This window comes from Rhodococcus sp. ABRD24 (assembly GCF_004328705.1).
Classification (GTDB): Bacteria; Actinomycetota; Actinomycetes; order Mycobacteriales; family Mycobacteriaceae; genus Prescottella.
Window position 1 is genome coordinate 2,770,581 of sequence record NZ_CP035319.1, and the last position, 22,228, is coordinate 2,792,808.

Sequence of the window (22,228 nt, forward strand, 5' to 3'; positions counted from 1 at the left end):
TCGTGTGTTCCCAGATCGGCCAGCAGGACGGCTCCGGCACCGCTGAAACAGCGGCTCCGGCGAACCAGAATGCCTCGGCTGCCTCGTCGCCCCCCGTGCTCCTCGAACCGGGTGCCCTGACCCGGTGCCGGCATCGGGTCCACCTCGACGCCACCTACCCGGAACTGCTGGCGTCAGCTCCCGCGAACACCGGCGTCAAGCAGCGCCAGGATGCCGCGGCAGCGCAGCGCGAGGCCGTCCGGGTCCGGCTGATGGAGGCCGAGCCCGACGACTGGGTGCGCATTGCGCCCGACGGTCCCGCCGGTCAGCGGGCCCGCGACACGCTCGAGGCATGCCGCGCCGGCGCGGAGAAGGTGTGGGGAGCGGTGCTGCCCGCCGAACGTGACACCGGCCGACGCGGACGCGTCGAGATCCTGTTCCGTGACGCCGACCGCGGCGGTTACATTCCGGTGATCGTCGTCAACCACAAGGTCACCGATCCGGGCAGCGGCGCCACCACGTCGGGGCTGTTGGAGTGGCAGCCGACGCTCGATCCCAAGCGGAAGGTACGCGCTCAGCTACGGGACCAGATGCGGCTGGCGCAGGTGTACCGGATGCTCGAGCGGCATGACCTTGCCAGCCCCGCGCTGGTCGGTGGCGCTATCGGCTACGGCGCCGATGTCGTGCTGGTGCACGACCTGTCGACTGTGCTTGCCGACTACGACGAACGCTTTGCCGACCGGATCGCCGTCGCCCGTGGCGAACTCGCGACAGTGCCGTCGCAGATCGGCGAGTGCCGGTCGTGCCCGTGGTGGTCCGGCTGCCGTCAGACGCTCGAGGAGACCCGCGACGTGTCACTGGTGGCGACCGGATCGCGCGCCGACGTGCTGCGCGGGCACGGCGTGACGACCATCGACCAGCTCGCCGCGTGGGAGGGCGACGCCCCGGAAGAGTGGCCGCACAACTCGTTCCGCGACACCGTCGTCACCGCGAAGGCGTGGCTGGCGGGCGCTCCGCTGGTGCGTCGTCGCAACACCGTGACGGTTACCCGTGCCGATGTCGAGGTGGACGTCGACATGGAGAGCTATCAGGAGCATGGCGCCTACCTGTGGGGGACGCTGCTCAATGTCGCGGGCACGTCGGTTTACCGGCCGTTCGTGAGCTGGGATCCGGTGCCGACGGTGGACGAGGCACGCTCGTTTGCCGAGTTCTGGACGTGGCTGATGGCCGAACGGGCCGGGGCCGCCGCAGTCGGGAAAACCTTTGCCGCCTACTGCTATTCGCGATCAGCCGAGGACAAGTGGCTGCTCGATTCGGCCCGTCGCTTTGCCGGGCTCGACGGTGTGCCGACCGTCGAGGAGATTCGCGAGTTCATCGACGGCCCGCAATGGGTGGATATCTATCAGGCCGTCGGTGATCAGTTCGTATGCCCGAACGGCAAGGGACTCAAGAAGATCGCGCCCATCGCCGGGTTCCAATGGCGAGACGCCGAGGCCAGCGGCGAGGCCTCGATGAGCTGGTACCGCGAGGCCGTCGGCTATGACGGTGAACCGGACCCGGCGCAGCGGCAGCGGCTGCTCGAGTACAACGAGGACGACGTCATCGCCACCAAGGTGCTGCGCGAATGGATGACCGACCGGGCGGCGCTCGAGATCCCGCTGGAATCGGAGCTGTAAGGGCGCGGTCGTTCCCCGCGTTTTGCGCACTTAGCGCGGGTTTCGGGCGGCGGGTTCCGCGTTTTGCGCACTTAGCGCGGGCCGAGCTCGGTGAGGCCCCGGCTCGGATGAACCAGGGCTTCACCAGAGGAGCGAGTTACCTCGGTGCCATGCGCAGCGCGCCGTCCATGCGGATGGTCTCGCCGTTGAGGTAGTCGTGCTCGGCGAGGAACTGTGCGAGTTGCGCGTACTCGTCCGGGCGGCCCAGACGTGACGGGAACGGGATACCCGCCTCGAGGTTACGGCGGTACTCGTCGGTCACGCCGGCGAGCATCGGGGTGTCGATGGTGCCGGGGGCGATGGTGTTGACGCGGATGCCGACCTGCGCCAGGTCACGCGCAGCGGTGATCGTCATCGCGTGCACACCGCCCTTGGAGGCGGTGTACGCGATCTGGCCGATCTGGCCCTCGAAGGCCGCGACCGATGCGGTGTTGATGATCAGGCCGCGCTGTCCGGCATCGTCGACCGTCGGCAGGTTCTGCATCGCGTTCGCGGCCAGGCGCATCACGTTGAACGTGCCCAGCAGGTTGACGGTGATGACGGTGCGGAAAAGCTCGAGGTCGTGCGGACCGTGCTTGGACAGGATGCGGCCCGCCCAGCCGACACCGGCACAGTTGACGACGGTGCGCAGCGGCACGCCCGACGCGGTGATCGTGTCGATCGCGGCCTGCACCTCCGCCTCGCTGGTGACATCGGTGGGGATGAGGGTGACGCCGGCCGGCACGCTGTCGCCGGCGCGCTCGATGGACTGGGCCAGGTCCAGGCCGAACACGGTGGCACCCGCGTCGGCGAAGCGCTTGGCGGTGGCGGCGCCCAGTCCGGAGGCTGCTCCGGTGACCAGTGCCGCGGTTCCCTGGATTTCCACTGCTGTTCCCCTTCGTTCCGGGTCGGCCTCCGTCGGCCGGCCGTGGTGATCTGCACCATAACGTGGGGGTGGTGGGCTGCGCTCGCGGGTGCGCTACGGGGGCCGGCGGGCATGGCGGTCGGCGTCGCACACCTCTTCCCCGGACCACACCTGCGTTCGATATGGAACGGTTGTGTGAATCGGGGAAGAGGTGTGCGCTTCGGGTAACTAGGCGACCGAGATGGTTATGGTTCCCGTGTAGGTGCCGACTGCAGCGCCGCCGGGGTAGTCGACCCTGAGTGCCGGGGTCCAGGTGATTATCTCGAGGGGCCAGTACAGCCCACTGCGCTCCACGACGGTCTTCGGTGTGGCCAGGTTCTGAGCCCCTTTCGAACTCAGACTTCCACCGAGCAACTCGCCCGCGAGGGCTGTGGCGGTGTAGGTGACCGCGCTCTTCGGAATCGTGTAGTGGGGGCCGACGAAGTCGGTCGTCGACGCGGTGGCGACCCAGCCGCGTGTGCCACTGCTATTGTCCGTCACGGTGACGGTGGTGAGGGTGCCGCTCGCGCTGGATGATCCGGGGACGATGGTGCCCCACTGCCCCCCGACGATGATCGACAGGCCGCCGCGCGATGCGGTGGTGAACTGTCCCGCACGGCCCGACGGCGTCGGGGTGGTGGTCGTCGCCGGGGCCGACCACTCCGATGTCGGTGCCGGGGTCGTCGTCGGCGCGGCGGTGGTCGGCGCCGTGGTGGTGGTTGCGGGGGCGGTTGTCGTCGTGGTCGGGACCGGGGACGATGTCACCTGGTCGGCCCCGGCCTCCTCGGCGGGGGCCGCCGTCGCAGTCGGTGTGCCCGCCAGGACGAGCACACCGACGGCGACGACAGACAAGCGCAACGCGCGGGGCATCCTCTTGTGCCACATGGTTACTGCTCCATGTCCGATGGACGACGCTTGCGGATTACCAGGAAGGCGACAAGTCCGGCCACGGCGAGTACCGCCGCCGCTATCCCGGCGATGAGAGGCCACTGCGTGGAATCCGACGAGCCGACGGACTCGCCGTCGCCCTCGTCCGGGAACGTGATGGTCGCGGCCATCTGATGCTTGGTGATACCGCTCTGGAGGTTCACTTCGGCCTTCCACGGGCCTGCCGGCAGGTCGGTGCTATCGGGCACGGGGATGACGACCTCGCCGTCCTGGCCGGGAGCGAGGGTCGCGTTCTGGCTGTCCAGGGGGCCGGCAGAGAGTCCGCCGGGTCCACCGGAGAGGGTGAGTTCGCCGGCAAGGTCGATCGCGCGGCCACCGGTGTTGGTGACGGCGGCAACGACGGATGCGCTGCGATCCGCCCCGCGCCGTGGGGTGAGGCTGGAGATGGTGAAGTCGGCGGGCGGCCCGTTGCCCGGCCCCACCGAGAGGTAGACGCGGACCCCCACCCGAGACTCGTTGGTGATGCCGCTTCCGTTGGTGGCGGGAGTCTTGAGCGACGCCCAGATCACCGCGTACTGCTCGACTTCCGGCGCATCCTGGGGAACGGCGATCGTCACCGCTACCTCGGCCTGCTGGCCGGCGTCGAGTTGCAATACCGGCCGGTCGACGGTGATCCAGGAGGTGAGGGCGTTCGTCTCGCCTGGATCCTCCAGCACGAAGGAGCCGTCGGCGATGCGCGCCGCGCCGGGGTAGACGTCGACTTTCGCCGGCGCATCGGTGTTGTTCGACACCATCACGTGCCGGGTGATGGTGGTCCCGGGTGCGAGGTTGTCGATGATGTACCGCAGGGCCCGAGGGTCGTCCTTGAGTTCCACCGGCGCGTCGACCAGGCGGATGCCCAGCGAGCCGTCAGGGGGGGTTCCCGAGGGTTGGTCCGGGGCGGCAAGAACGGACGTCGGGGTCCCGACCGCCACGAGGGCGGCGGCGAGGAGTGCGAGGAGGGTGCGCAGCGCGGGGAGGGAACGCATGGATCACTTTCTGGCGGGCCGGCCGGGACGCGAATGCGCGCCCCGGCCTGTGGGTGCCGAATGCTTTAGGCGACCGAAACGGTCACCGTGGCCTCGTAGGTGCCGATCGGGGCGCCGCCGGGGAAGTCGACGTTGAGTGCCGGGGTCCAGGTGATGATCTCGAGGGGCCAGTTCAGCCCGGTGCGCTCCATGACCGCCTTCGGGGTGTCGAGGGTCTGCGGCCCGGTCGAGTTCAGGCTACCGCCGAGCAACACGCCGAAGGGGGCCGTGGCGTTGTACGTGACCGCGCTCTTCGGGATCGTCATGGAGGGGCCGACGAAGTCGGTCGTCGATGCGGTGGCGGTCCATGCGCGCCCTGAGCCGTTGCGGTTGTCGGACACGGTGACGGTGGTGAGCGTTCCACTTGCGCCGCCAGCTCCGGGAACGATGGCGCCGACCGGCCCGCCGGTGATGAGGGACAGGTCGCCGCCCCCACCGGCGATGATGAACGTGACGTCGGTATTGGCGGAGGTGGCGGCGTTCGCCACGGTGGCCGGGGCCAGCAGCCCGGCGGCTGCGGCGACGCCGACTGCGGCAAGCGTGATTTTGCGCATGGTTCCTCTTCTGGGACGTTCGGGTCGAGACGGACAGCCCCATGTCCGAACCGAACGGCCGGATTCGGGGTCGACTATTGATACTAGACAGTTGGTCAAGTGTCCAGGGCGGATTTTGAACTTACGTTTGATGCGGGTGATACGGGCATTCTGCACGGCTTCGTCGAGCGGGTGATCGCGGTATCCGCACGAGCTGTTCCGCGGCTTCGACTTGGACAAATACGACGCTGCGGATCGGCTCGATGAACATGCTGTTGCACGGCGTGGAACGACGCCCGACACCGGCACCGCGGGCGCGTCTCGCTGGTTCTGCCGAATTCGCCATTCGCGGCATCCGATTTCGTCGAAAGATTGTCCGCCAATGGTTTACGAGTGTCCGTGGGGCGTGTCCAAGCGTGCGAGGACGGCACTGCGCGCAAGTCGTTCCGCTACCCGCCGCGGAAGGGAATGTCGAGGATCGACTGAACGCGGGGCAGTCCCGTTCGCATCCAGGCTCACCGCTACCGTTTCCTTACCGGCGACCTCGTCGGCAGCGTGTCGACATTCCTGCCGAGCTCGCTGCGGTCACGCCAGGGCCCCACCACCGAATGCGAGGACAGCGATGAGTGAAATCCAACCGGCCGCGAGCGACGAGAACTTCGAACTGCTGCGCCAGGAACCGTTCTTCGAGGTGGTCGTCGATCTGGTCGCCGGCTATCTCGCCTCGGCCTTCGACGACGCGGCGTCGGGAGAGGTGGACGAGTGGACGCTGACCTGCTTCCCCGCGACGAACAGGACCGCCGACAGCGAACGTCTCTTCACGCTCAATATCGGGCCGATGGAGACGCTGTACGTGGAGCGTTACACCGACAACGGTGAGACCGTCGACTACCGCACCGTGCTGTACACGTCGTTGTCAGCACTGATGCGGCGAACTGGGTACAGCCTCGACGGTCTCACGATGGCAAACCCGTTGCTGCGTTTCCGGAAGACCGAACTGGCCTCCGCGGACGGCGACGGCGTGGTGATCGACTGGTTTCTCTCCGACGAGGGTGCGGACGACCAGTTCTTCGGGCTTCCGCTCGACGAGACGACGATCCGCCCGCTCGCCGAGCGGCTCGTGGACAAGGGTCGTGGCCCGTACGCGCGGTACCACAATCGGCGGTTCGCGCAGCATGTACTCGACGTGATGAAAGAGGATGTCTGACATGTCGATTCGTCTTCCGAAGGTGCTCGCGTCGGGTGATGACGATGCGGCTGTCGAGGTGCTGCAGGAGTACTACCGTCGTCCGTGGGTGAAGACTGGCCGGCTCCGCAGTGGCGCGCTGTGGGACGAGTGGGACTCCACCGGCACCCGTCGGCGTGACGTGGACGTCTTCACCGCCGACGACCTGGTCGCCGTCACCCTCCTCTCGGTCGCGGTGTCCCCGGACGGCGCCGACATCGTCCTGCGCGAGCGCCGTGACGAGTTCGCCGAGATGTTGGCAGAGGTCGGCCCCGACCGTGACCTCGTCGATGAGGTCGACGAGATGACGGCCGAGTCACCTGCGTGGCGGTTGGAGACAGCACTGTGGACGGTGCCGAGTGTTGGCCGCACCGTCGCGTCGAAGCTGATCGCCCGGAAGCGGCCGCGCCTCTACCCGATTTACGACCGCGTCGTCGGCGAGGTCCTCGGCACCAAGCGGGCGCACCTGGAACCCGTTCGGCAGGCTTTGCGGGCGAACGACGGAGAGCTGCACCGTCGGCTCGTTGCGTTGCGAGAGCAGGCACAGCTATCGGGCGCTGTGCCGCCGATCCGGATTCTCGACGTGCTTGCCTGGATGCAGCTGAAGGCTCCCACCTCGAACTGAAGACGGGCGAATGGGAGGTCGGCGAGTACGAGGATCTGTCCGATCCGGGAACCATGCGGCAGTGCCATCGACCTTCAATGCGCGACGTACCTACCGTCGCTCGTACCCGTGCGCCGAGTTTCGGGGTGTCACGGTGTCAGGGTTGATCCTGGATCCGCCGCCACGGCCTGGCCTCCTCGAGTTCGAAGGCGAGCTCGAGGAGGGTGCGCTCGTCGCCGAGGTCGGCGGAGAAATGCGAGGCCAGCGGTAGGCCGGTCGACGTCTGGTGCAGCGGCAGCGAAATCGCCGGGCCGCCTGACACGTTGTTGAGCGGGGTGAATGCGGCATAGGTTGCGAGTCGCGGGAAAAGTGTCTCGAAATCCTGTGCTGGGGAGAGATATCCGAGCTTGGGTGTGGTGTGCGCGAGCACCGGTGACAGCACGACGTCGTACTTCTGGAACATCTGCGAGTAGGTGCGCTGGGTGCGCTGCAGCCGGTAGAGCATCCGCGGGGTCTCGACCATGTGCTTGCGGTAGAGCGCGTCGAGTCCGCGAGTCAGGTTATCGGTCTTCGTGCGGTCGAAGGTGGGTCCGAACATTCGTTTGCCGCCGGTGGAGATCGCGAACGCGAGGAATCCCCAGTAGAGCTCGAAGTCGTGCTTGAACCATTGGCCGACGGGCAGTGCCGCGTCCTCGACGTGATGGCCGAGCCCGGCGAGCAGTTCGGCGGTGGCGTGCACCGACTTCCGGGTTTCGTCATCGGTGGGTACGCCGGCGACCGAGTCCACGATCACGCCAATCCGCAGACGCGTGGATCCGGGCCGCTCGACCAGCCGGATCGGGGGCAGTTTCGGGTTGCGGTAGTAGTTTTCGGCCGCCGCGAAGAAGCGGGCGGTGTCGCGGACCGAGCGCGTCACCACTCCTTGCGTGACCAGCCGAACGGGCATCGTCTTGTCTGCCGCATCGGCGACCGTGCGTCCACGCGTCGGTTTGAGGCCGACGAGTCCACATGCAGCGGAGGGGATTCGGATGGATCCACCGCCGTCGTTCGCATGGGCAAACGGCAGTACGCCCGACGCGACCAGTGCTGCCGATCCCCCCGAGGACGCGCCTGGGGAATACTCCGGATTCCACGGGTTGCGGACGGGATCGGCATCCGCGTACTCGGTGGCGGCGCTGAACCCGAACTCGGGCAGCCGGCTCTTACCGATCGAGACGGCGCCGGTGGACTGGAACTGGGTTACGAAGTCGCTGTCGCGGCGCGCGGGTGCAGGCGTGAACGCGCTACTTCCCTGACCGGTCGGCAGTCCCGCGACGTCGACGTTGTCCTTGACGATCGTCGGAACCCCGGAGAAGACGCCGCCCCGGGGTGCGCTGGCGAGGCGCAGCGCTCGCTCGAAGTCGCGGACCTCGATGCCGTTCAGCTGGTCTTGCACCGTCTCGGCCCGCTCGATCGCGGCCTGCACCACCTCCCGCGCCGAGACGTCACCGATAGCGATGCGCGCGGCCACCCCGGTGGCGTCGAGATCACCGAGGGCATCGTCACGGAAGGCGTGGACACGAGGATCTTCGGTCATGTCCGGAGTGTAGGTGAGCGGACGCCGGCCCGGAACCGGTTCGAGGGCGTCTCCAGCTCCGGGTAGGGCGGTCACCAAGGGCCCGCGAATGACCGGCAGTTCCTGGGCGGACAGCCGAAGAGGCAAAAGTGGTTTGCTCCGAACAATACTATTCGGTCATCCGAACTCGAGCTACGCTCGTGCCTCGAACACCCGAAAGAAGCGTGAGGACACATGAGCAGCTATGTACTTCCCGAACTCGCATACGACTACGGCGCGCTGGCGCCTGCGATATCCGGCGAGATATTGGAGTTGCACCATGGTGCGCATCACGCCGCGTACGTGAGAGGAGCGAATCTGGTGACGGAACAACTCCAGCAGGCCCGCGCGGCCGGCGCGCTGGAATCGCTGGCGGGGCTGGAACGTGCGTTGGCCTTCAATCTTTCCGGGCACGCGTTGCACTCGATCTTCTGGCAGAACCTGTCGCCGAATGGTGGCGACCGGCCGGAGGGAGACCTGGCGGCGGCGATCGATGAGTTCTTCGGCAGCTTCGACAGTTTCCGTGCCGAGATGACCGCGGTGACCGGCACGGTGCAGGGTTCCGGTTGGGGAGTGTTGGCGTGGGATCCAGTCGGCGCCCGCCTCGTCGTGCACCAGTTGCATGATCACCATGCAAATTTCGCGGTCACCAGTGCGCCGCTGCTGGTGTTCGACGCCTGGGAGCATGCGTTCTACCTGCAGTACCGCAACGTGAAGACCGACTACGTCGAACGGCTGTGGTCGTTGGTCGATTGGGCCGATGTCGGACGCCGATTCGACGCTGCGCGCGCGGGCCGGGTGATCGGGTTGACGGCGGCGATCGGCGGTGAGTGACCGACTGGTCGACCGCGTACCCGCGATCAACTGGAACGGGCTGCCCGAGAAGATTCCGCTGTCCGAAGGCAAGCAGAAACCGACGGAGGACGTCGACTGGTGCTTCTGCGATCAGCCTCCGGCGGTGCGCCGCAGTTCTGCCCGTAGGTGGTGTGTCATCGGCGTGGTGTCGAACGCCATCCACATGTCGTAGCTGAGCACGTCGCCATCGACAGCGATGCGGCGCCGGACCTCGTGGACCGGCTTGGCGTCGGGGGACGCGCTGAGCGCATGCGGTGTGAAGTCGAGGACGCCGTCGGACAGTGTGGCGCGGTGGATCTCGACGAATCCGGTCGGCTGGGTCACCAGGAGTTCGACGACACCGTCCGTGAGCCGCAGGTACCCGGTCTCGGTGTGCATCGACATGCCACCGCCGGGCTTGCGGGTGCGGGAGCGGTAGAACAGGAACGGCTTTCCGCTGGGGGTGAGTTCGATTTCCTCGTCGTATGCGAAGTCGTCGATGGTCGGGTAGTGGCCGGCGCCGCCGCCGACCCAGTGCCCGGCGAAAGCGGCGAGATCACCGAGCGGGGTGAGCAGGTCGGGCTGCGTCTGATTCATGCCGCCAGTCTAGGAAGTGTGGGGCGCGTCGATCGGTTCGGCGCGCGCGGCAGTGCCCGGCCCGCGCAGGATGCGTCGGGCAGTAGCCGCGATCGCCGAGACTGCGACGACGGCGCCGGCGGTGATCGGACCCGCCGGACTGTCCGGGAACAGCCCCCCGAGTAGCAGCCAGGCGCCGAACGCGAAGAACAGCACCGCCGCCCCGATCCGGACGACGGCCTCCGGCAGGTGCCTGCCGAGCAGAGCGCCGACGACAATCGCGAGGGCGTCGGCGGCCACCATGCCGACCGTCGACCCGATCCACACGCCCACCCAGTCGTTGTCCGTCGCGAGGGTGACGGTGGCGAGCATCGTCTTGTCGCCGAGTTCGGCGAGAAAGAAGGCCGACGCGACCGCGAGGAACGCCGATCCAGTGACCTTGTGGGCCTTCTGCTCCTCCTGGTCGGAGAGCTTGTCGCCGCGCAGCGTCCACAGGCCGAAGATCAGGAACGCGACACCGCCGAGGATCGACATTGCGGCGGTGGGGATCGCGGCACCGAGGAAATGGCCGACACCGACGGAGACGAGGTGTACTGCGGTGGTGGCGACGGTGATGCCGGCAATCACCACCCACCAGCGATAGCGCAGCGCGAATGTCATCGCCATGAGCTGGGATTTGTCGCCCAGTTCGGCGACGAAGATGACGCCGAAACTCAGCAGGATTGCAGCCAGCACTGTGTCGAACCTCCTCCGGATCTCGTTCTCGGAGGATGTCGGGGAACCTTCCTCCGGCCCCGAACGCGGTGCGTTCACGGCCGAAGGTCTCGCCCACCGGTCGAACAACCGGTTCGCTGAGCCGGGCGGACACATCGATGTGCCGGCCAGTATGTCGACCCAGCGATTGGGGGCTACTCCCCTTCGCTGTGGCAACGATAACTCTGGATTTCCGAAAGTGCAAAGGCCACAATAAGTTTGGAATCCCAAACTTTTCTGTTCAGGATTCGGTCACGCCGCGAGCAGCATGGCCAGAACCGCGGTGTCGGGATCGCTGATCGGATCGATTCCCACACGCGAAATCATTGATGTGACAGTGCCGTCCGCTTCCGCCTCCACCCACGCGGCTCGGTGCTCGAGTCCGAGGTGTGGCAGGCCGGGCAGTAGTACACAACCGGACGCCGCGCCTGCGCACTCGGGCAGCGACGGCACCGTCTCGGCCGGGGGATGCAGCATCATCAGCGCCGACGGTTGGTGCTCGGCGAAGCGACCCGGTGACACCGCCGACGCGCCGAGGACGGGTCCCTCGGCGATGATCAAACCGACCGTTCCCGGCGCCGGATCGTCGGGCAGTTCCTCGCGGGCTCCGAACACAGTGGAGGTGGGTAACAGGCCTGGTAGCGATGCGATCCGCACCGCAAGCGCCAGCAGTTGCGCCCATTCCCGCGTGGTGCCCGGCCAGCGACCGGAGATCACGAAACCGCGCAGGTCGCCCGAGGCGTGGAACGGTGCGATTCGGACGAAATCGTTCTCGTTCATCTCGGCCTCGATTCTCCCCACGTGGACGATCGGACGACGGGAGCGCCGGGCGGACCCGATGGTCGGGCCCACCCGGCGCACGTCATTCACACCTCGTTGGGTACTACGAGCATGCGCCCCGGTATTGCTGGCAGGCAAGGGGTCCCGAGTGCCAGCGGTGCGCAGGCAGGGGTGTCAGAAGCCGACGCCGGGTACCGCGACGTGGATGCGCCGGATCGCGCCGCCGCCGATTCGGATCGCGTCCTCCGGCACCCAGGTATCGGCGGTGCAGACGAACAGGTCACGGCCGTCGTCACCGCCGAGGGCCACCGCGTACGGATGTGGCACCGGGAGACGATCGAGCATCTCTCCGTCGGCACTCACCCGAATCACCTCCTCGCTGAACGGCGACGCCACCCAGACTGAGCCCGCCGCGTCCAGGGCGATGCCGTCGGGCATGATCCGTGGATCGTCGAACTCGATCAGCACGCGGCGGTTCACCAGACTGCCGTCCTGCTCGATCGTGAACGCGGACAAGCGTGCCGGTGTCGCGCGAGTCTCCGCGACGATCAGGGTCGATCCGTCCGGCGTGGTCACCATCCCGTTCGCGAACCACATCTCGGTGGCGACGACGTGCGCGGTCCCGTCGGGCTCGACCATCGCGAGGTCGGCCGGCAGCGGGGGTTCCGGGGGTGCGCTGGCGTCGCCGTAGTTGCCGACGTACGCGCGTCCGGTGCCGTCCACCGTCATATCGTTGAGGTGCCACGTGGCGATGCCGTGGAGGTCGGCGTGCAGCCTCAGGGTTCCGTCGCTGCCGAGGCGGTAGATCTTCCGCTCTTCCACCGACGCGACGATGAGGTCGCCGTCGGGCAGGAAACCGAGACCGGCGGGTTGTCCCGGTACTTCGACGATCCGCTCCAGGTCGCCGGTGGCGGGATCCAGACGCAGGACGACACCCCGATAGATGTCGGAGAACCACAGGCGGCCCGCCCGCCAGCGGGGGCATTCGGGGAAGGCTAGGCCGGTGGCGATGGTATCGATTGTGATGTCCGTCATAGTTTCACCATACGTAGTGAACGCTTGGTCGATAGCGGGGAGCGCGGTGTCGGCGATGTGGCCCACGGGTTGTGGGGTGAAACGCGGCGACGCCGCGCCCGAGGGGTCGGGCGCGGCGTCGTGGGCGTGCTCTGGGAGCGACCGGGGTCAGGCGGGGACGATGAGTCCGGCGGTCTGGGTGCGGGCGGCGGCGAAGCGGGTGGCGACGTCGTTCCAGTTGACGATGTTCCAGAAGGCGTTGACGTAGTCGCCCTTGACGTTCTGGTAGTCGAGGTAGAAGGCGTGTTCCCACATGTCGAGCATGAGCAGGGGGGTGAGGCCGATGCTGATGTTGCCCTGCTGGTCGTAGAGCTGGACGATGATCATGCGCTGGCCGATGGAGTCCCAGGCGAGGATGGACCAGCCGGAGCCTTGGATGGCGTTGGCGTTGGCGGAGAAGTGGCTGCGGAAGGCGTCGAAGCTGCCGAACTGGTCGTCGATGGCGGCGGCGAGTTCGCCTTCGGGCTTGTCTCCGCCGTCGGGGGAGAGGTTGTTCCAGAACACGCTGTGGTTGGTGTGGCCGCCGAGGTGGAAGGCGAGGTTCTTCTCGTGGAGGTTGACCACGGGGGCGAGGGCGTCGGCTTCGCGGAGTTCGGCGAGCTTGTCGAGGGCGGTGTTGGCGCCGGCGACGTAGGCGGCGTGGTGCTTGTCGTGGTGCAGGGCCATGATCTTGCCGGAGATGTGCGGCTCGAGGGCGGCGTAGTCGTAGGGGAGTTCGGGCAGCGTGTAGACAGACACGAGAGTCCCTTCTTCAGGGGCGTGCGAGCACGAGCACCCTGACGTGTACGTTCATGAATCGTTCTCGGGCTTAACCCAATCTCATTGGTACACCTAGTGCAACCGCGGCGCGCGGGTGGGAACGGCCGTAGAAAAAAGTTTGGCTACCCTGAATTTTCGGGAGCGTTCGCTCTGGGCATCGCACCCAACCTGCGCAATTGGCTCGCAAAGTGAACAGAACCTTAATATCAGTCGATGCCTTCGGAAATGCCTGCTGCAACGCGGGCCGTGGTGGCACCTCGGGTGGAGCTGACCGGCGCGGATCTGCTGCGCAGCATCGCGGTTCTGGCTGTCATCTACTCCCACATCTCCTTCTACCTGATCGACGATCTAGGTTCCGGATGGTGGCTGATCGACGGCACGTACAAGGTGTTCGTGGAGGGGATGCAACTCAACCAGCACCTGTCCTTCGTGGGCGTGGCGTTCTTCATGACGCTCACCGGGATGGTGCTCACGCGGTCGGCGATCCGCAATCCCCGGACAGTGTTCCTGCTCAACCGGATCGGACGCCTGTTGCCCGCGTTCTGGGTCGCGACAGCCCTCGCGATCCTGCTGGTGCGCGTCGGAATCAACGGCATGTTCAGCGGGCAACTGGGTATCTCCAACGGCGAGGTTGCGCTGAGTTTCGTGCTCGGCGGCTTCTTTCTCAAACCCGAGGTTGCCGTTCTGGGGGTGACGTGGACGCTCGCCGTCCAAGTGATTTTCTATCTGTACTGCGTTGCCGCACGGCCGATCCTGCGAACCCGTCCGATCGCCGTTCCGATCGCGGGTGCGGTGATATGCGCGCTGGTACTGCTCTACAACCTCTACATCCCGCAGCCCTACACCGTGCCGATGCTCTCCAAGGTCGCGGCCACGCTGCCGACAGTGTTCCTGGGGCAGATCATCTACCTGGGCTGGGCTCGGCTGGTCGAATGGCGCTGGCTGGTGGTCGCGGTGATGGCGCAGATCGAGGTGGTTCGGTTGGCCAGCGACATCCGCGTCTATTGGGCCGGCGACCGGTACCTGTGGACGATTGCGGTCGTGACCGCGTGGGTCGTCCTGCTCGGCCGGTACAGCGGGCCGCCGACCCGCTGGGCGGTAATCCGGTGGACCGCTTCCCGTAGCTACGCGATCTACCTGGTACACACGCTGATCCTGTACCGGGTCTACGAGCATGCCGTCGTCCCGTTCGGCCGAACCGGCGCGGTGGTGGTGTTCCTGATTGCGACGGCCGCGGTGTCGGAGATGCTGTATCGGTGGGTGGAGGTGCCCGGCGCCCGCTGGATCTCGGCGCGGGTGGCGCGGATCGGCGGACGCACGGAACCAACGGAACCAACGGAGCCATCGGAGCCATCGGAGCCGACGGAACCATCGGAGCTGGCGGAACCATCGCAGACTCCGCCGGTTCCGGCAGGCGAGGCGGCGCCGGCGCGGTCGCTCGGCGTGCGCGACCACACCTGAACGCAGCCCGGCCCGTCCACGCGTAACATCGACGTATGTCTTGGCTGGATGACCTTTTCGCCCGCTCCGGGCCGAAGTCGGTGATGGTCACACCGGATCAGGCGCTGCCCGGCCGCGAGGCCCAAATGCCGGTACCCGCGACGCATTTCGTCAGTGGTCATCCTCTGAAACCGCCCTTCCCGGACGGCATGGAGACGGCCGTACTGGGAATGGGCTGTTTCTGGGGTGCCGAGAAGGAGTTCTGGCAGCTCGATGGGGTGTACTCGACCGCCGTCGGCTATGCGGGTGGCTACACGCCGAACCCCACGTATGAAGAGGTGTGCTCAGGTCGCACAGGGCATTCCGAGGTGGTGTTGGTGGTCTTCGATCCCACGGTGATCTCGTATGCGGGCGTGCTCAAGCAATTCTGGGAAAACCACGACCCGACGCAGGGCATGCGTCAGGGCAACGATCAGGGCACGCAGTACCGTTCGGTGATCTACACCGACTCCGACGCGCAGATCGCGAGGGCGCAGTCCACTGGGGAGGCCTACGGCAAGCGGCTCGCGGCCGCCGGATATGGCGCCATCACGACGGAGATCGCCCCCCTCACCACGTTCTACTACGCCGAGGAATACCACCAGCAGTACCTGGCCAAGAACCCCGGCGGTTACTGTCCCGTGCACGCCACTGGCATCACCTGTCCGGTGGGCTTGGGAGCCTGAACTGCAGGAATGCGGGCGGGGCCGACGCCGAATTCGGCCGCCCCGTCCTGCTCCCGTGAGTGATGAGACCGCCCGTGGCGGCTCGTGTTCGAGCGGCTTCACCCCACCTGCGGCATGACCTCCGCGGCGACCAGTTCGAGTTGGTCGAGATCCGCGAGGTCGAGGGTCTGCAGGTAGATCCGCTGTGTTCCGGCCTCGCGGTAGCGTCCGATTTTGTCGACCAACTCCGCTGGCGTTCCGGCCAGGCCATTCTCTCGCAGCTCGTCCACCTCCCGGCCGATGCGCGTGGCACGGCGGGCGACCTCTTCTTCGGTCCTGCCGCAACACAGGACGAGGGCACTCGAGTAGACGAGCGAGTCCGGGTCGCGGTTCGTGGACAGACACGCCTCGCGGACCCGGCCGAACTGACGCACGGTGTCCTCGAGCGAGGCGAACGGCAGGTTGAACTCGTCGGCGTATCGGGCGGCCATCGCGGGGGTGCGCTTCTTGCCCATGCCCCCGATCACGATCGGTGGGTGTGGGGACTGAACGGGCTTGGGTAGTGCAGGGGAGTCGACGACGGGAAAATGAGCGCCCTCGTGGGTGAAGGTCTGCCCCGCCGGCGTCTCCCACAGTCCCGTGATGACCGCGAGTGACTCTTCGAGCCGGTCGAAGCGTTCGCCCAGGGCAGGGAAGGGGATGCCGTACGCGCGGTGCTCCTCCTCGAACCAGCCGGCACCGAGACCGAGTTCGATCCGGCCCCGGCTCATCGCGTCGACCTGCGCGACCGAGATCGCGAGCGGTCCGGGGTAGCGGAATGTGGCCGACGTGACGAGCGTGCCCAGTCGAATCGTCGTGGTGTCCCGTGCGAGGCCGGCCAGTGTGATCCAGGCGTCCGTCGGGCCGGGCAGGCCCCCGGCATTCATCGCCAAATAGTGGTCGGACCGGAAGAACGCGTCGTATCCGAACAGTTCGGCGGACTTCGCCACTGCCAGGAGGTCGTCGTATGTGGCACCTTGCTGCGGTTCGGTGAAGATTCTCAGGTCCATGACATCCACTGTGCCGCACGAGTGGGTGTGACCCACTGAACACCGGGCCATTCCGGATCGGATGGAACCGATCTCGGGATCGGGACGTCTTATCAAATGTCGGAGCTCGAGAGTTCCGACACGGGGGGGAGGGCGGAGCCGGGCAGGAGTGACGGAGTCCAAGGTGTGGGCCACACGCCATGGAACCGGTGGGGGGACTCCGGCCCGGCTCCAGTCCGCGGCGGTCGCCCCGGTCTACGCACAGCTGTGGAATTCGCGGTGCACAGGTGTCAGCAATTTCGGGATCGCATGTCTCTGACCTGTGGATAATTTCCCACGCAGTTGTTCAGAACTGTGGATGAGCCTGTGGAAACTGTGGATAACTCGACAATGCAAGTGTTGTAGGTCACATTTGAACGGTCATTTGGCATGCAGCCTCAGTCGAGGGTCTCGGTCGGGTCACGAACCTGGCTCTTCGGTAACGCGCGATGAGCTGCCCGGGTTTGGGCGGCATGCCAGAATCGGAGCGTGACGATCCCGGTTCGGCGAAGATCTACCAGATGAGCGTCGTCCAGGTCTGCGCACGGTGCGCATCGCAGTGGCCGGTGGCGGGCGCACCCGCGCAATGGTGCCCGCGTTGCCACGGCGTGCTGCTGTCCCCGGTGGATACCCGGCGGCCGGCACCGACATCGGGACGGAACTTTCGCTGGGTCGCGCGCAGCCCCTATCCACCCGTGAGCCACCGACGCTCCGGGCCTCCGCGTCTCGGTCCGACACCGCGCTACACGCAGAACCCACAGTGGGGCCTGCTCGACCCGCTGCCGCCGAAGCCGGACGAGCGCGTCGGCCGTGTCGACGTCGCGGCCGACCTGGCGCCGACCCTCCTCGGGTGCGCCGCGGTAGTTTTCGGGATGGCCGCGGTGGCCGAGATGTTCCGGTACGGACTGCTCGTGTTCAACCGCACGCGACTGGTGGACCAGCTGACGCTGGGGGTGTCCGATGCAATGGTGTGGGCTACCCAGCTGTCCGCGCCGATGGTCGCCCTCGCTGCCGCTGTCGCGTCGGTGTGCTGGCTGGTCGTCGCACGCCGACGGGTCCTCGGCGAGCGTGGGCTCGCCGACCCTCGCTCGCCGCGTGCACTGGCAGTGGGAGTGCTGGTGCCAGGCGTCAACCTCGTCATGCCGGGGGTGTTCGCCGCCGAACTTGCCGCCGGTGACAGCCGCACCATCGCACTGATCCGTGTCTGGTGGGCGTCGTGGGTGCTCGGCGGAATACTCGTCATCGCGAATCTGCTGTGGCGGGAGCGCGATTCCCCGCAGGCGCAGGCCGACGGTGTCGTGCTGGCCGCGGTCACCGCGCTGGTCGCTGCAGCCACGGCGGTGCTGACGCTGTACGTGATGCGCCGGATCGATGGGCGAGACCTCTTCGGCCGGCCCCGGCGCGTGACCCGCTGGGTGATAGCCCCGTCCCCCGAGAAGGTGGCGGCCTCGTGAGCCCCGACCGGCGCGGCCCCCTCGTAGTGGCCCACCGCGGCGCGTCTGGGACTAGACCGGAACACACACTCGCCGCCTACGAACTTGCGCTGGCGGAGGGCGCCGACGGGCTCGAGTGCGACGTCCGGCTCACCCGCGACGGGCACCTCGTGTGCGTGCACGACCGCAGTGTGGACCGCACGTCCTCAGGTACCGGCGTCGTCAGCGAAATGACGTTGAAGTCACTTACCGAACTGGACTATGGCCACGATGGGGAGCCTGCAGGATTACTGACGCTCGCCGACCTGATCACCCTCGTTCTGGACTGGACGTCGCGGCCGACGAAGCTGTTCATCGAAACCAAGCACCCCGTCCGCTACGGCGGCCTGGTGGAGAGCAAGGTCCTTGCCGAGCTGGCCCGGTTCGGGCTGGCGGCCCCCGCGTCGGCCGACCACTCGCGCGCGGTGGTGATGTCGTTCGCGGCCCGCGCGGTGTGGAGGATCCGGCGCGCGGCGCCGCTACTGCCGACCGTGCTGCTCGGCGACGCGTCGCGGTATCTCGGTGGCGGTGCCGCGACCACCGTCGGAGCTACGGCTGTCGGGCCGTCGATCGAGACATTGCGTGAGCACCCGGAGATCGTGGACAAGGCCGCCGCGGCGGGGCGGGCGACCTACTGCTGGACGGTCGACGATGCCGCGGACGTGGAACTGTGCAGGAAGCTCGGCGTCAGCTGGGTTGCAACCAACCATCCGGGTCGTACCAAGAAATGGCTGGGCGGCTGAGATAACTGGTCAGTCCGTGTAGGTTTTGGCCTCGTGGCTAAGAAGAGCAAGAGAAACAGTGGTCCCAAGCCGGGCGCCGCCCGCGCCGAGAAGCTCGAGCAGCGCCGCCTGGCCCGCGAGGCCGAGGTCGCCGCGCCGACTCGGCCGTTCGAGGGCCTGGCCGCCGAATGCGATCTGGTCGCCCTGCGAGAGTTCGTCCCGTCGGCCCTGGCCGAGCTGCCCGTGCTGAACACCGCCCTGCCGGTGACTGCCGCGACTGTGCTGCCGGGAGCCGTGGCCGCGCTGGTGCGAAGTGAGAACGGCACCGCGGGCCGCTACGTCGGCCTCCAGGTGCAGGCGCACACCGCCGACGCGGGCGCCGATCTCGGTGCCGCGGTCGCCTGGGCGCAGACGGCCGAGGAGGGCAATTCACTGACCGCCGCCAACCCCGGCGCCGATAGCCCGCGCCTGGCCGACGTGCTGGTCGCCGATGCGCTTCCGAAGATCACCGTCCATCAGAGCTTCGACTGGTGGATCCCGGAGGGTGTCGAGCCGGCAGCCGATGTCGCGGCAACCGTGCAGCAGGCCAACATGGCGATCATGCCGTCCGCTCGGCTCGAGGCGGATGGCGTAGTGGCTGCGTGGTGGGTGGACGCCGGCGAGAAGGCGCACTTGCGCTGGGTGCGTCCCGAGGATGAGGACGAGCTGATGCTGGCCCTGGCCCGGGTCCACGCCGCGGGTGCCCTGCATCTCGGTGAGGGTTCGCGGTTCGCGGGATCGTTCCGCACGCACGGACTGCTCGTCCCCGTCTTCGACCTCGATCCCGAAAAGCACGCGAACGAATGGGCCGCAGCCACCACCGAACTGGGTGAGCGCCTCGCCGAGGCACTCGCTGTCGATGCGCCGCTGACCGTGGCCGAGCGCGGCGCCCGCGACGGCCTGCGCAGCCGGCAGGTCACCCTGCGATAGGCAGCTGCGCTGCCCGTGCGCGTTTTGTGAGTGCTGACACTCACGAAACGCGCACGGGCGCGGAGCGCCTCAGATGGTGCCGCCGGCGGCGGAGGGTGCGCCGGAGGCGTCGTCGACGCTGCTCATCTCGCGGGCCACGAAGTCCTCGAGGTCGAACAGGTTGGAGCCGGCACGGTCGGCGATGGTCAGCAGCGTTGTCATTCGCGCGACCTCCTCGACCTGCTCCTTGAGGAACCACTGCATGAACTGTTCGCCCAGGTAGTCACCGTCGTCGCGCGCGGTACGGGCGAGGGTGACGATCTGCTCGGTGACGGCCTTCTCCTGTGCGAGTGCGAGTGCGATCGGCTCCCGCGGATTCTCGAAGTGACTCTTCGCCGGGTCGACGCCGGTGAGGTCGACCGCGATGTCCCGATCCAGGAAGTGCTGGATGATCATCATCGCGTGGTTGCGTTCCTCGTTGCCCTGCTTGTAGAAGTGCCGGGCAAGCTGGGGAAGATCCGCGTTGTCGAAGTAGACCGCGGTCGCCAGGTACTGGTGCGACGCGTTGAATTCGTTGCGAATCTGGTCGTGGAGAAGCGCGTGGAATTTCGTCCTATGTGAATCGTCTGCGGAACTCATCCGTCAAAGGTATCGCTGGCCAGGTGAAACTGTCATCCAAGTGGTGCCTAATTGAGGCTAGTGTCGCCTCAATTGGAGGATGCTCTTTTAGGCTGGGCTGCCCTTAATTCGCGTGTGCCGCAATTGTCGATGAACCGACAATTGCGACACACGCGCGAAAGTCATCAGGCCCCAGCGCCCGCGATTCGCGGCGCGGTGGAATCTGCCGTCACGCCCGAACGCATCTCCCGTGCCACGAAGTCCTCGATGTTGAAGAAGTTCTCACCGGCGCGGTCGACGATGGCGAGGAGCGTGGTCATGCTTGCGACCTCCTCGACCTGCTCCTTGAGGAACCACTGCATGAACTGTTCGCCCAGGTAATCTCCGGTGTCGCGAGCGGTGCGAGCGAGGCGGGTGACCTGCTCGGTAACGGCCTTCTCCTGGGCGAGCGCGAGCGCGACGGGCTCGTGAACGGACTCGAATTCGGTGACGACCGCGTCGATGCCGGGCACGACGACGGGCAGACCGTTGTCGATGAGGTACTGGATCATCATCATCGCGTGGTCGCGCTCTTCTGCGGCCTGGCGATAGAAGCGGCCCGCGAGTTGCGGCAGATCGTGCGAATCGAAGTGGACGGCGACCGCGACGTACTGCTGCGAGGCGGTGAATTCGTTCCGGATCTGATCCTGCAAAAGTTGATGGAACTCGCTCGTACGCGCCGCGTCAGTCATGAGAGAAATATTACCGCCCACCATGACACGGCAGCGTCGGCGAAGTCCGGACAGCGACGAGTATCACGGCGCGCCGGTGAGCAGCCCGGGCGGGATCTGCCGATCATTTGCAAGTGCATCGAAGAACTCTGTGGCCTGTTCCCGATCCCACAACAGAACATTTGCGCCGTCGACATTGTCGAATCCGCCGACGGGCACGGTCGTGGTGACCATCTTGCCGCGCAGCGCCCACGCCAGTCCCGCGAGATTCCACAGGTGATCGCCATCGTCCACCTGCAGCGATCCTGCCATCTTTGCGAGTGTCGGCCACAGTCGCAGCGGGTTGATCAGTGTCGTGGGCGACGTGGCCTTCTGCAACAGCGCGCTCATGAACGCGCGCTGATTGTTCATTCGGTCCAAGTCCGCCAGGGCGGTGGCCCGACTGCGCACGAAGCCGAGGGCCTCGGGCCCGGTGAGATCCTGGCAGCCTTCCTGCAGGTTGATGCCGGCCAGGGGATCGTCGATCGGGTACGGCACACACATATTGACACCGCCGAGAGCGTCGACGATGCCCGCGAACCCGCCGAACCCGATCTCCGCGTAGTGGTCCATCCGCAGCCCGGTGGCCTCCTCGACGGTCTGCACCAGCAGTTGCGGGCCCCCGTTGTTGAAAGCGGCGTTGATCTTGTCCTTGCCGTATCCCGGGATGTTGACATACGAGTCGCGGGGAATCGACACCATCGTCGTGGCGCCGTTCTTCGGGATGTGCACGAGCATGATCGTGTCGGTGCGCTTGCCCCCCTCGTCGCCGCCTGTCGACAGCTGCTGCTCCTGCTCGGGAGTGAGGCCGGTGCGACTGTCCGAGCCGACCAGCAACCAGTTGGTGCCCGGGGTATCGGCGACACGGCCCGGATAGGCGGCGAGTGCGTCGACGCGGCTGAGCTTGGAATCGAGGAATACGACGCCACCGACCGAGCCGACGATCAGCACTATCAACAGCAGCGAGATGCGGCGCAGCCAGCGGCCTCGGCGCTTGGGCCGACGCTGTTTGGGCGGTTCGACGGGTGGGCCCGTCGGTCGCTGCGGCCCCGGAGGGCGGGGCGGCGGTGGTCCGACCCGGCGTGGTTCGGCATATCGGCGCGGGGTCTGTGGCGGCGCGTACCCGGCGGCCGGGGGTGCCTGCGACCACGCTTGCTGCGGCTCGGGGGCCTGGGACCAGGCGCGGGCGGGTCCGTCCTGGCGGGGATTCGGGCCGCCGGGACGTCCGTCGCGTCGAATCACCT

The 22,228-nt window shown here is 67.0% G+C and carries 23 protein-coding genes; 9 read left to right on the forward strand and 14 right to left on the reverse strand.

Translation table 11 applies throughout. The features are described 5' to 3' along the window. The first annotated feature begins 95 nt into the window (after positions 1 to 95). Positions 96 to 1,655, forward strand: a complete 1,560-nt coding sequence (locus ERC79_RS12205) for a TM0106 family RecB-like putative nuclease (RefSeq protein ID WP_131581039.1) — start codon at positions 96 to 98, stop codon at positions 1,653 to 1,655. 136 nt (positions 1,656 to 1,791) lie between these two features. Here the strand turns inward: ERC79_RS12205 and ERC79_RS12210 are convergent, their stop codons facing one another. The 4 genes from ERC79_RS12210 to ERC79_RS12225 form a co-directional block, all read right to left on the reverse strand. Beyond that, on the reverse strand, positions 1,792 to 2,559 hold the full coding sequence (locus tag ERC79_RS12210; RefSeq protein WP_131578506.1) for an SDR family NAD(P)-dependent oxidoreductase: 768 nt from the start codon (positions 2,557 to 2,559) through the stop codon (positions 1,792 to 1,794). A gap of 207 nt (positions 2,560 to 2,766) precedes the next feature. Beyond that, positions 2,767 to 3,462, reverse strand: coding sequence for a hypothetical protein (locus ERC79_RS12215; protein WP_131578507.1), 696 nt, complete (start codon positions 3,460 to 3,462; stop codon positions 2,767 to 2,769). Between the two features lie 2 nt (positions 3,463 to 3,464). Then, positions 3,465 to 4,493, reverse strand: a complete 1,029-nt coding sequence (locus ERC79_RS12220; protein ID WP_242676537.1) for a DUF916 domain-containing protein — start codon at positions 4,491 to 4,493, stop codon at positions 3,465 to 3,467. Positions 4,494 to 4,558: 65 nt separating this feature from the next. Continuing rightward, positions 4,559 to 5,086, reverse strand: coding sequence for a hypothetical protein (locus ERC79_RS12225; RefSeq protein ID WP_131578509.1), 528 nt, complete (start codon positions 5,084 to 5,086; stop codon positions 4,559 to 4,561). A gap of 601 nt (positions 5,087 to 5,687) precedes the next feature. Here ERC79_RS12225 and ERC79_RS12230 point away from each other — a divergent pair. Together ERC79_RS12230 and ERC79_RS12235 are read left to right on the forward strand one after the other, a co-directional pair. Further along, the gene (locus ERC79_RS12230) at positions 5,688 to 6,272 is read left to right on the forward strand and encodes a hypothetical protein (RefSeq protein ID WP_131578510.1); all 585 of its coding nucleotides are present in this window, start codon (positions 5,688 to 5,690) and stop codon (positions 6,270 to 6,272) included. Between the two features lies 1 nt (position 6,273). Further along, positions 6,274 to 6,915: a DUF6308 family protein gene (locus ERC79_RS12235; RefSeq protein WP_165497100.1), complete on the forward strand. Its 642-nt coding sequence runs from the start codon at positions 6,274 to 6,276 to the stop codon at positions 6,913 to 6,915. Positions 6,916 to 7,051: 136 nt separating this feature from the next. Here the strand turns inward: ERC79_RS12235 and ERC79_RS12240 are convergent, their stop codons facing one another. Then, positions 7,052 to 8,470, reverse strand: a complete 1,419-nt coding sequence (locus ERC79_RS12240; RefSeq protein WP_131578514.1) for an amidase — start codon at positions 8,468 to 8,470, stop codon at positions 7,052 to 7,054. 213 nt (positions 8,471 to 8,683) lie between these two features. Between ERC79_RS12240 and ERC79_RS12245 the strand changes: the two genes are divergently transcribed. Further along, on the forward strand, positions 8,684 to 9,322 hold the full coding sequence (locus ERC79_RS12245) for a superoxide dismutase (protein WP_131578516.1): 639 nt from the start codon (positions 8,684 to 8,686) through the stop codon (positions 9,320 to 9,322). A 111-nt stretch (positions 9,323 to 9,433) separates the two neighbouring features. Here ERC79_RS12245 and ERC79_RS12250 read toward each other — a convergent pair whose 3' ends face one another. The 5 genes from ERC79_RS12250 to ERC79_RS12270 all read right to left on the reverse strand — a co-directional run bounded on the left by ERC79_RS12250 (position 9,434) and on the right by ERC79_RS12270 (position 13,243). Beyond that, on the reverse strand, positions 9,434 to 9,919 hold the full coding sequence (locus tag ERC79_RS12250; protein WP_131578518.1) for an FABP family protein: 486 nt from the start codon (positions 9,917 to 9,919) through the stop codon (positions 9,434 to 9,436). 9 nt (positions 9,920 to 9,928) lie between these two features. Beyond that, the gene (locus ERC79_RS12255; protein ID WP_131578520.1) at positions 9,929 to 10,633 is read right to left on the reverse strand and encodes a TMEM165/GDT1 family protein; all 705 of its coding nucleotides are present in this window, start codon (positions 10,631 to 10,633) and stop codon (positions 9,929 to 9,931) included. 270 nt (positions 10,634 to 10,903) lie between these two features. After that, the gene (locus tag ERC79_RS12260) at positions 10,904 to 11,431 is read right to left on the reverse strand and encodes a peptidase (protein WP_131581043.1); all 528 of its coding nucleotides are present in this window, start codon (positions 11,429 to 11,431) and stop codon (positions 10,904 to 10,906) included. 174 nt (positions 11,432 to 11,605) lie between these two features. Then, positions 11,606 to 12,466: an SMP-30/gluconolactonase/LRE family protein gene (locus ERC79_RS12265; protein WP_131578522.1), complete on the reverse strand. Its 861-nt coding sequence runs from the start codon at positions 12,464 to 12,466 to the stop codon at positions 11,606 to 11,608. Between the two features lie 147 nt (positions 12,467 to 12,613). Beyond that, positions 12,614 to 13,243: a superoxide dismutase gene (locus tag ERC79_RS12270; RefSeq protein ID WP_131578524.1), complete on the reverse strand. Its 630-nt coding sequence runs from the start codon at positions 13,241 to 13,243 to the stop codon at positions 12,614 to 12,616. Between the two features lie 234 nt (positions 13,244 to 13,477). Between ERC79_RS12270 and ERC79_RS12275 the strand changes: the two genes are divergently transcribed. Beyond that, on the forward strand, positions 13,478 to 14,725 hold the full coding sequence (locus ERC79_RS12275) for an acyltransferase (protein WP_131578526.1): 1,248 nt from the start codon (positions 13,478 to 13,480) through the stop codon (positions 14,723 to 14,725). 35 nt (positions 14,726 to 14,760) lie between these two features. After that, positions 14,761 to 15,429, forward strand: coding sequence for a peptide-methionine (S)-S-oxide reductase MsrA (gene msrA / locus ERC79_RS12280; protein ID WP_131578528.1), 669 nt, complete (start codon positions 14,761 to 14,763; stop codon positions 15,427 to 15,429). A gap of 98 nt (positions 15,430 to 15,527) precedes the next feature. Here msrA and ERC79_RS12285 read toward each other — a convergent pair whose 3' ends face one another. Beyond that, positions 15,528 to 16,457: an LLM class F420-dependent oxidoreductase gene (locus ERC79_RS12285; protein ID WP_131578530.1), complete on the reverse strand. Its 930-nt coding sequence runs from the start codon at positions 16,455 to 16,457 to the stop codon at positions 15,528 to 15,530. A gap of 491 nt (positions 16,458 to 16,948) precedes the next feature. Here ERC79_RS12285 and ERC79_RS12290 point away from each other — a divergent pair, with 491 nt between their 5' ends. From ERC79_RS12290 to ERC79_RS12300, 3 genes are read left to right on the forward strand one after another with little or no spacing between them, the layout of a single operon-like run. After that, a complete protein-coding gene (locus ERC79_RS12290; protein WP_242676538.1) occupies positions 16,949 to 17,929 on the forward strand; it encodes a DUF4328 domain-containing protein in 981 nt (326 codons plus the stop codon). Beyond that, complete coding sequence (locus ERC79_RS12295; RefSeq protein WP_131578532.1) at positions 17,926 to 18,690, forward strand: glycerophosphodiester phosphodiesterase; 765 nt, start codon at positions 17,926 to 17,928, stop codon at positions 18,688 to 18,690. The genes ERC79_RS12290 and ERC79_RS12295 overlap by 4 nt, the downstream gene beginning before the upstream one ends. 33 nt (positions 18,691 to 18,723) lie before the next feature. After that, positions 18,724 to 19,638, forward strand: a complete 915-nt coding sequence (locus ERC79_RS12300) for a DUF5926 family protein (protein WP_131578534.1) — start codon at positions 18,724 to 18,726, stop codon at positions 19,636 to 19,638. 69 nt (positions 19,639 to 19,707) lie between these two features. Here ERC79_RS12300 and ERC79_RS12305 read toward each other — a convergent pair whose 3' ends face one another. The 3 genes from ERC79_RS12305 to ERC79_RS12315 form a co-directional block, all read right to left on the reverse strand. After that, positions 19,708 to 20,256: a ferritin gene (locus ERC79_RS12305; RefSeq protein WP_131578536.1), complete on the reverse strand. Its 549-nt coding sequence runs from the start codon at positions 20,254 to 20,256 to the stop codon at positions 19,708 to 19,710. A 164-nt stretch (positions 20,257 to 20,420) separates the two neighbouring features. Beyond that, entirely contained in the window at positions 20,421 to 20,966 is a 546-nt protein-coding gene (locus ERC79_RS12310; protein WP_131578538.1) for a ferritin, read from the reverse strand. A 63-nt stretch (positions 20,967 to 21,029) separates the two neighbouring features. Next, positions 21,030 to 22,226, reverse strand: a complete 1,197-nt coding sequence (locus tag ERC79_RS12315; protein WP_131578540.1) for an LCP family protein — start codon at positions 22,224 to 22,226, stop codon at positions 21,030 to 21,032. Between the last annotated feature and the right edge of the window lie 2 nt (positions 22,227 to 22,228).

Bases quoted from the DNA above. Each gene is read 5' to 3' on its own strand.
- ERC79_RS12275 (WP_131578526.1), top strand. From the start codon at position 13,478: ATGCCTTCGGAAATGCCTGCTGCAACGCGGGCCGTGGTGGCACCTCGG.
- ERC79_RS12245 (WP_131578516.1), top strand. From the start codon at position 8,684: ATGAGCAGCTATGTACTTCCCGAACTCGCATACGACTACGGCGCGCTG.
- ERC79_RS12235 (WP_165497100.1), top strand. From the start codon at position 6,274: ATGTCGATTCGTCTTCCGAAGGTGCTCGCGTCGGGTGATGACGATGCG.
- ERC79_RS12310 (WP_131578538.1), bottom strand. From the start codon at position 20,966: ATGACTGACGCGGCGCGTACGAGCGAGTTCCATCAACTTTTGCAGGAT.
- ERC79_RS12225 (WP_131578509.1), bottom strand. From the start codon at position 5,086: ATGCGCAAAATCACGCTTGCCGCAGTCGGCGTCGCCGCAGCCGCCGGG.
- ERC79_RS12305 (WP_131578536.1), bottom strand. From the start codon at position 20,256: ATGAGTTCCGCAGACGATTCACATAGGACGAAATTCCACGCGCTTCTC.
- ERC79_RS12285 (WP_131578530.1), bottom strand. From the start codon at position 16,457: ATGGACCTGAGAATCTTCACCGAACCGCAGCAAGGTGCCACATACGAC.
- ERC79_RS12240 (WP_131578514.1), bottom strand. From the start codon at position 8,470: ATGACCGAAGATCCTCGTGTCCACGCCTTCCGTGACGATGCCCTCGGT.
- ERC79_RS12220 (WP_242676537.1), bottom strand. From the start codon at position 4,493: ATGCGTTCCCTCCCCGCGCTGCGCACCCTCCTCGCACTCCTCGCCGCC.
- msrA (WP_131578528.1), top strand. From the start codon at position 14,761: ATGTCTTGGCTGGATGACCTTTTCGCCCGCTCCGGGCCGAAGTCGGTG.
- ERC79_RS12230 (WP_131578510.1), top strand. From the start codon at position 5,688: ATGAGTGAAATCCAACCGGCCGCGAGCGACGAGAACTTCGAACTGCTG.
- ERC79_RS12260 (WP_131581043.1), bottom strand. From the start codon at position 11,431: ATGAACGAGAACGATTTCGTCCGAATCGCACCGTTCCACGCCTCGGGC.
- ERC79_RS12290 (WP_242676538.1), top strand. From the start codon at position 16,949: ATGCCAGAATCGGAGCGTGACGATCCCGGTTCGGCGAAGATCTACCAG.
- ERC79_RS12265 (WP_131578522.1), bottom strand. From the start codon at position 12,466: ATGACGGACATCACAATCGATACCATCGCCACCGGCCTAGCCTTCCCC.
- ERC79_RS12215 (WP_131578507.1), bottom strand. From the start codon at position 3,462: ATGTGGCACAAGAGGATGCCCCGCGCGTTGCGCTTGTCTGTCGTCGCC.
- ERC79_RS12250 (WP_131578518.1), bottom strand. From the start codon at position 9,919: ATGAATCAGACGCAGCCCGACCTGCTCACCCCGCTCGGTGATCTCGCC.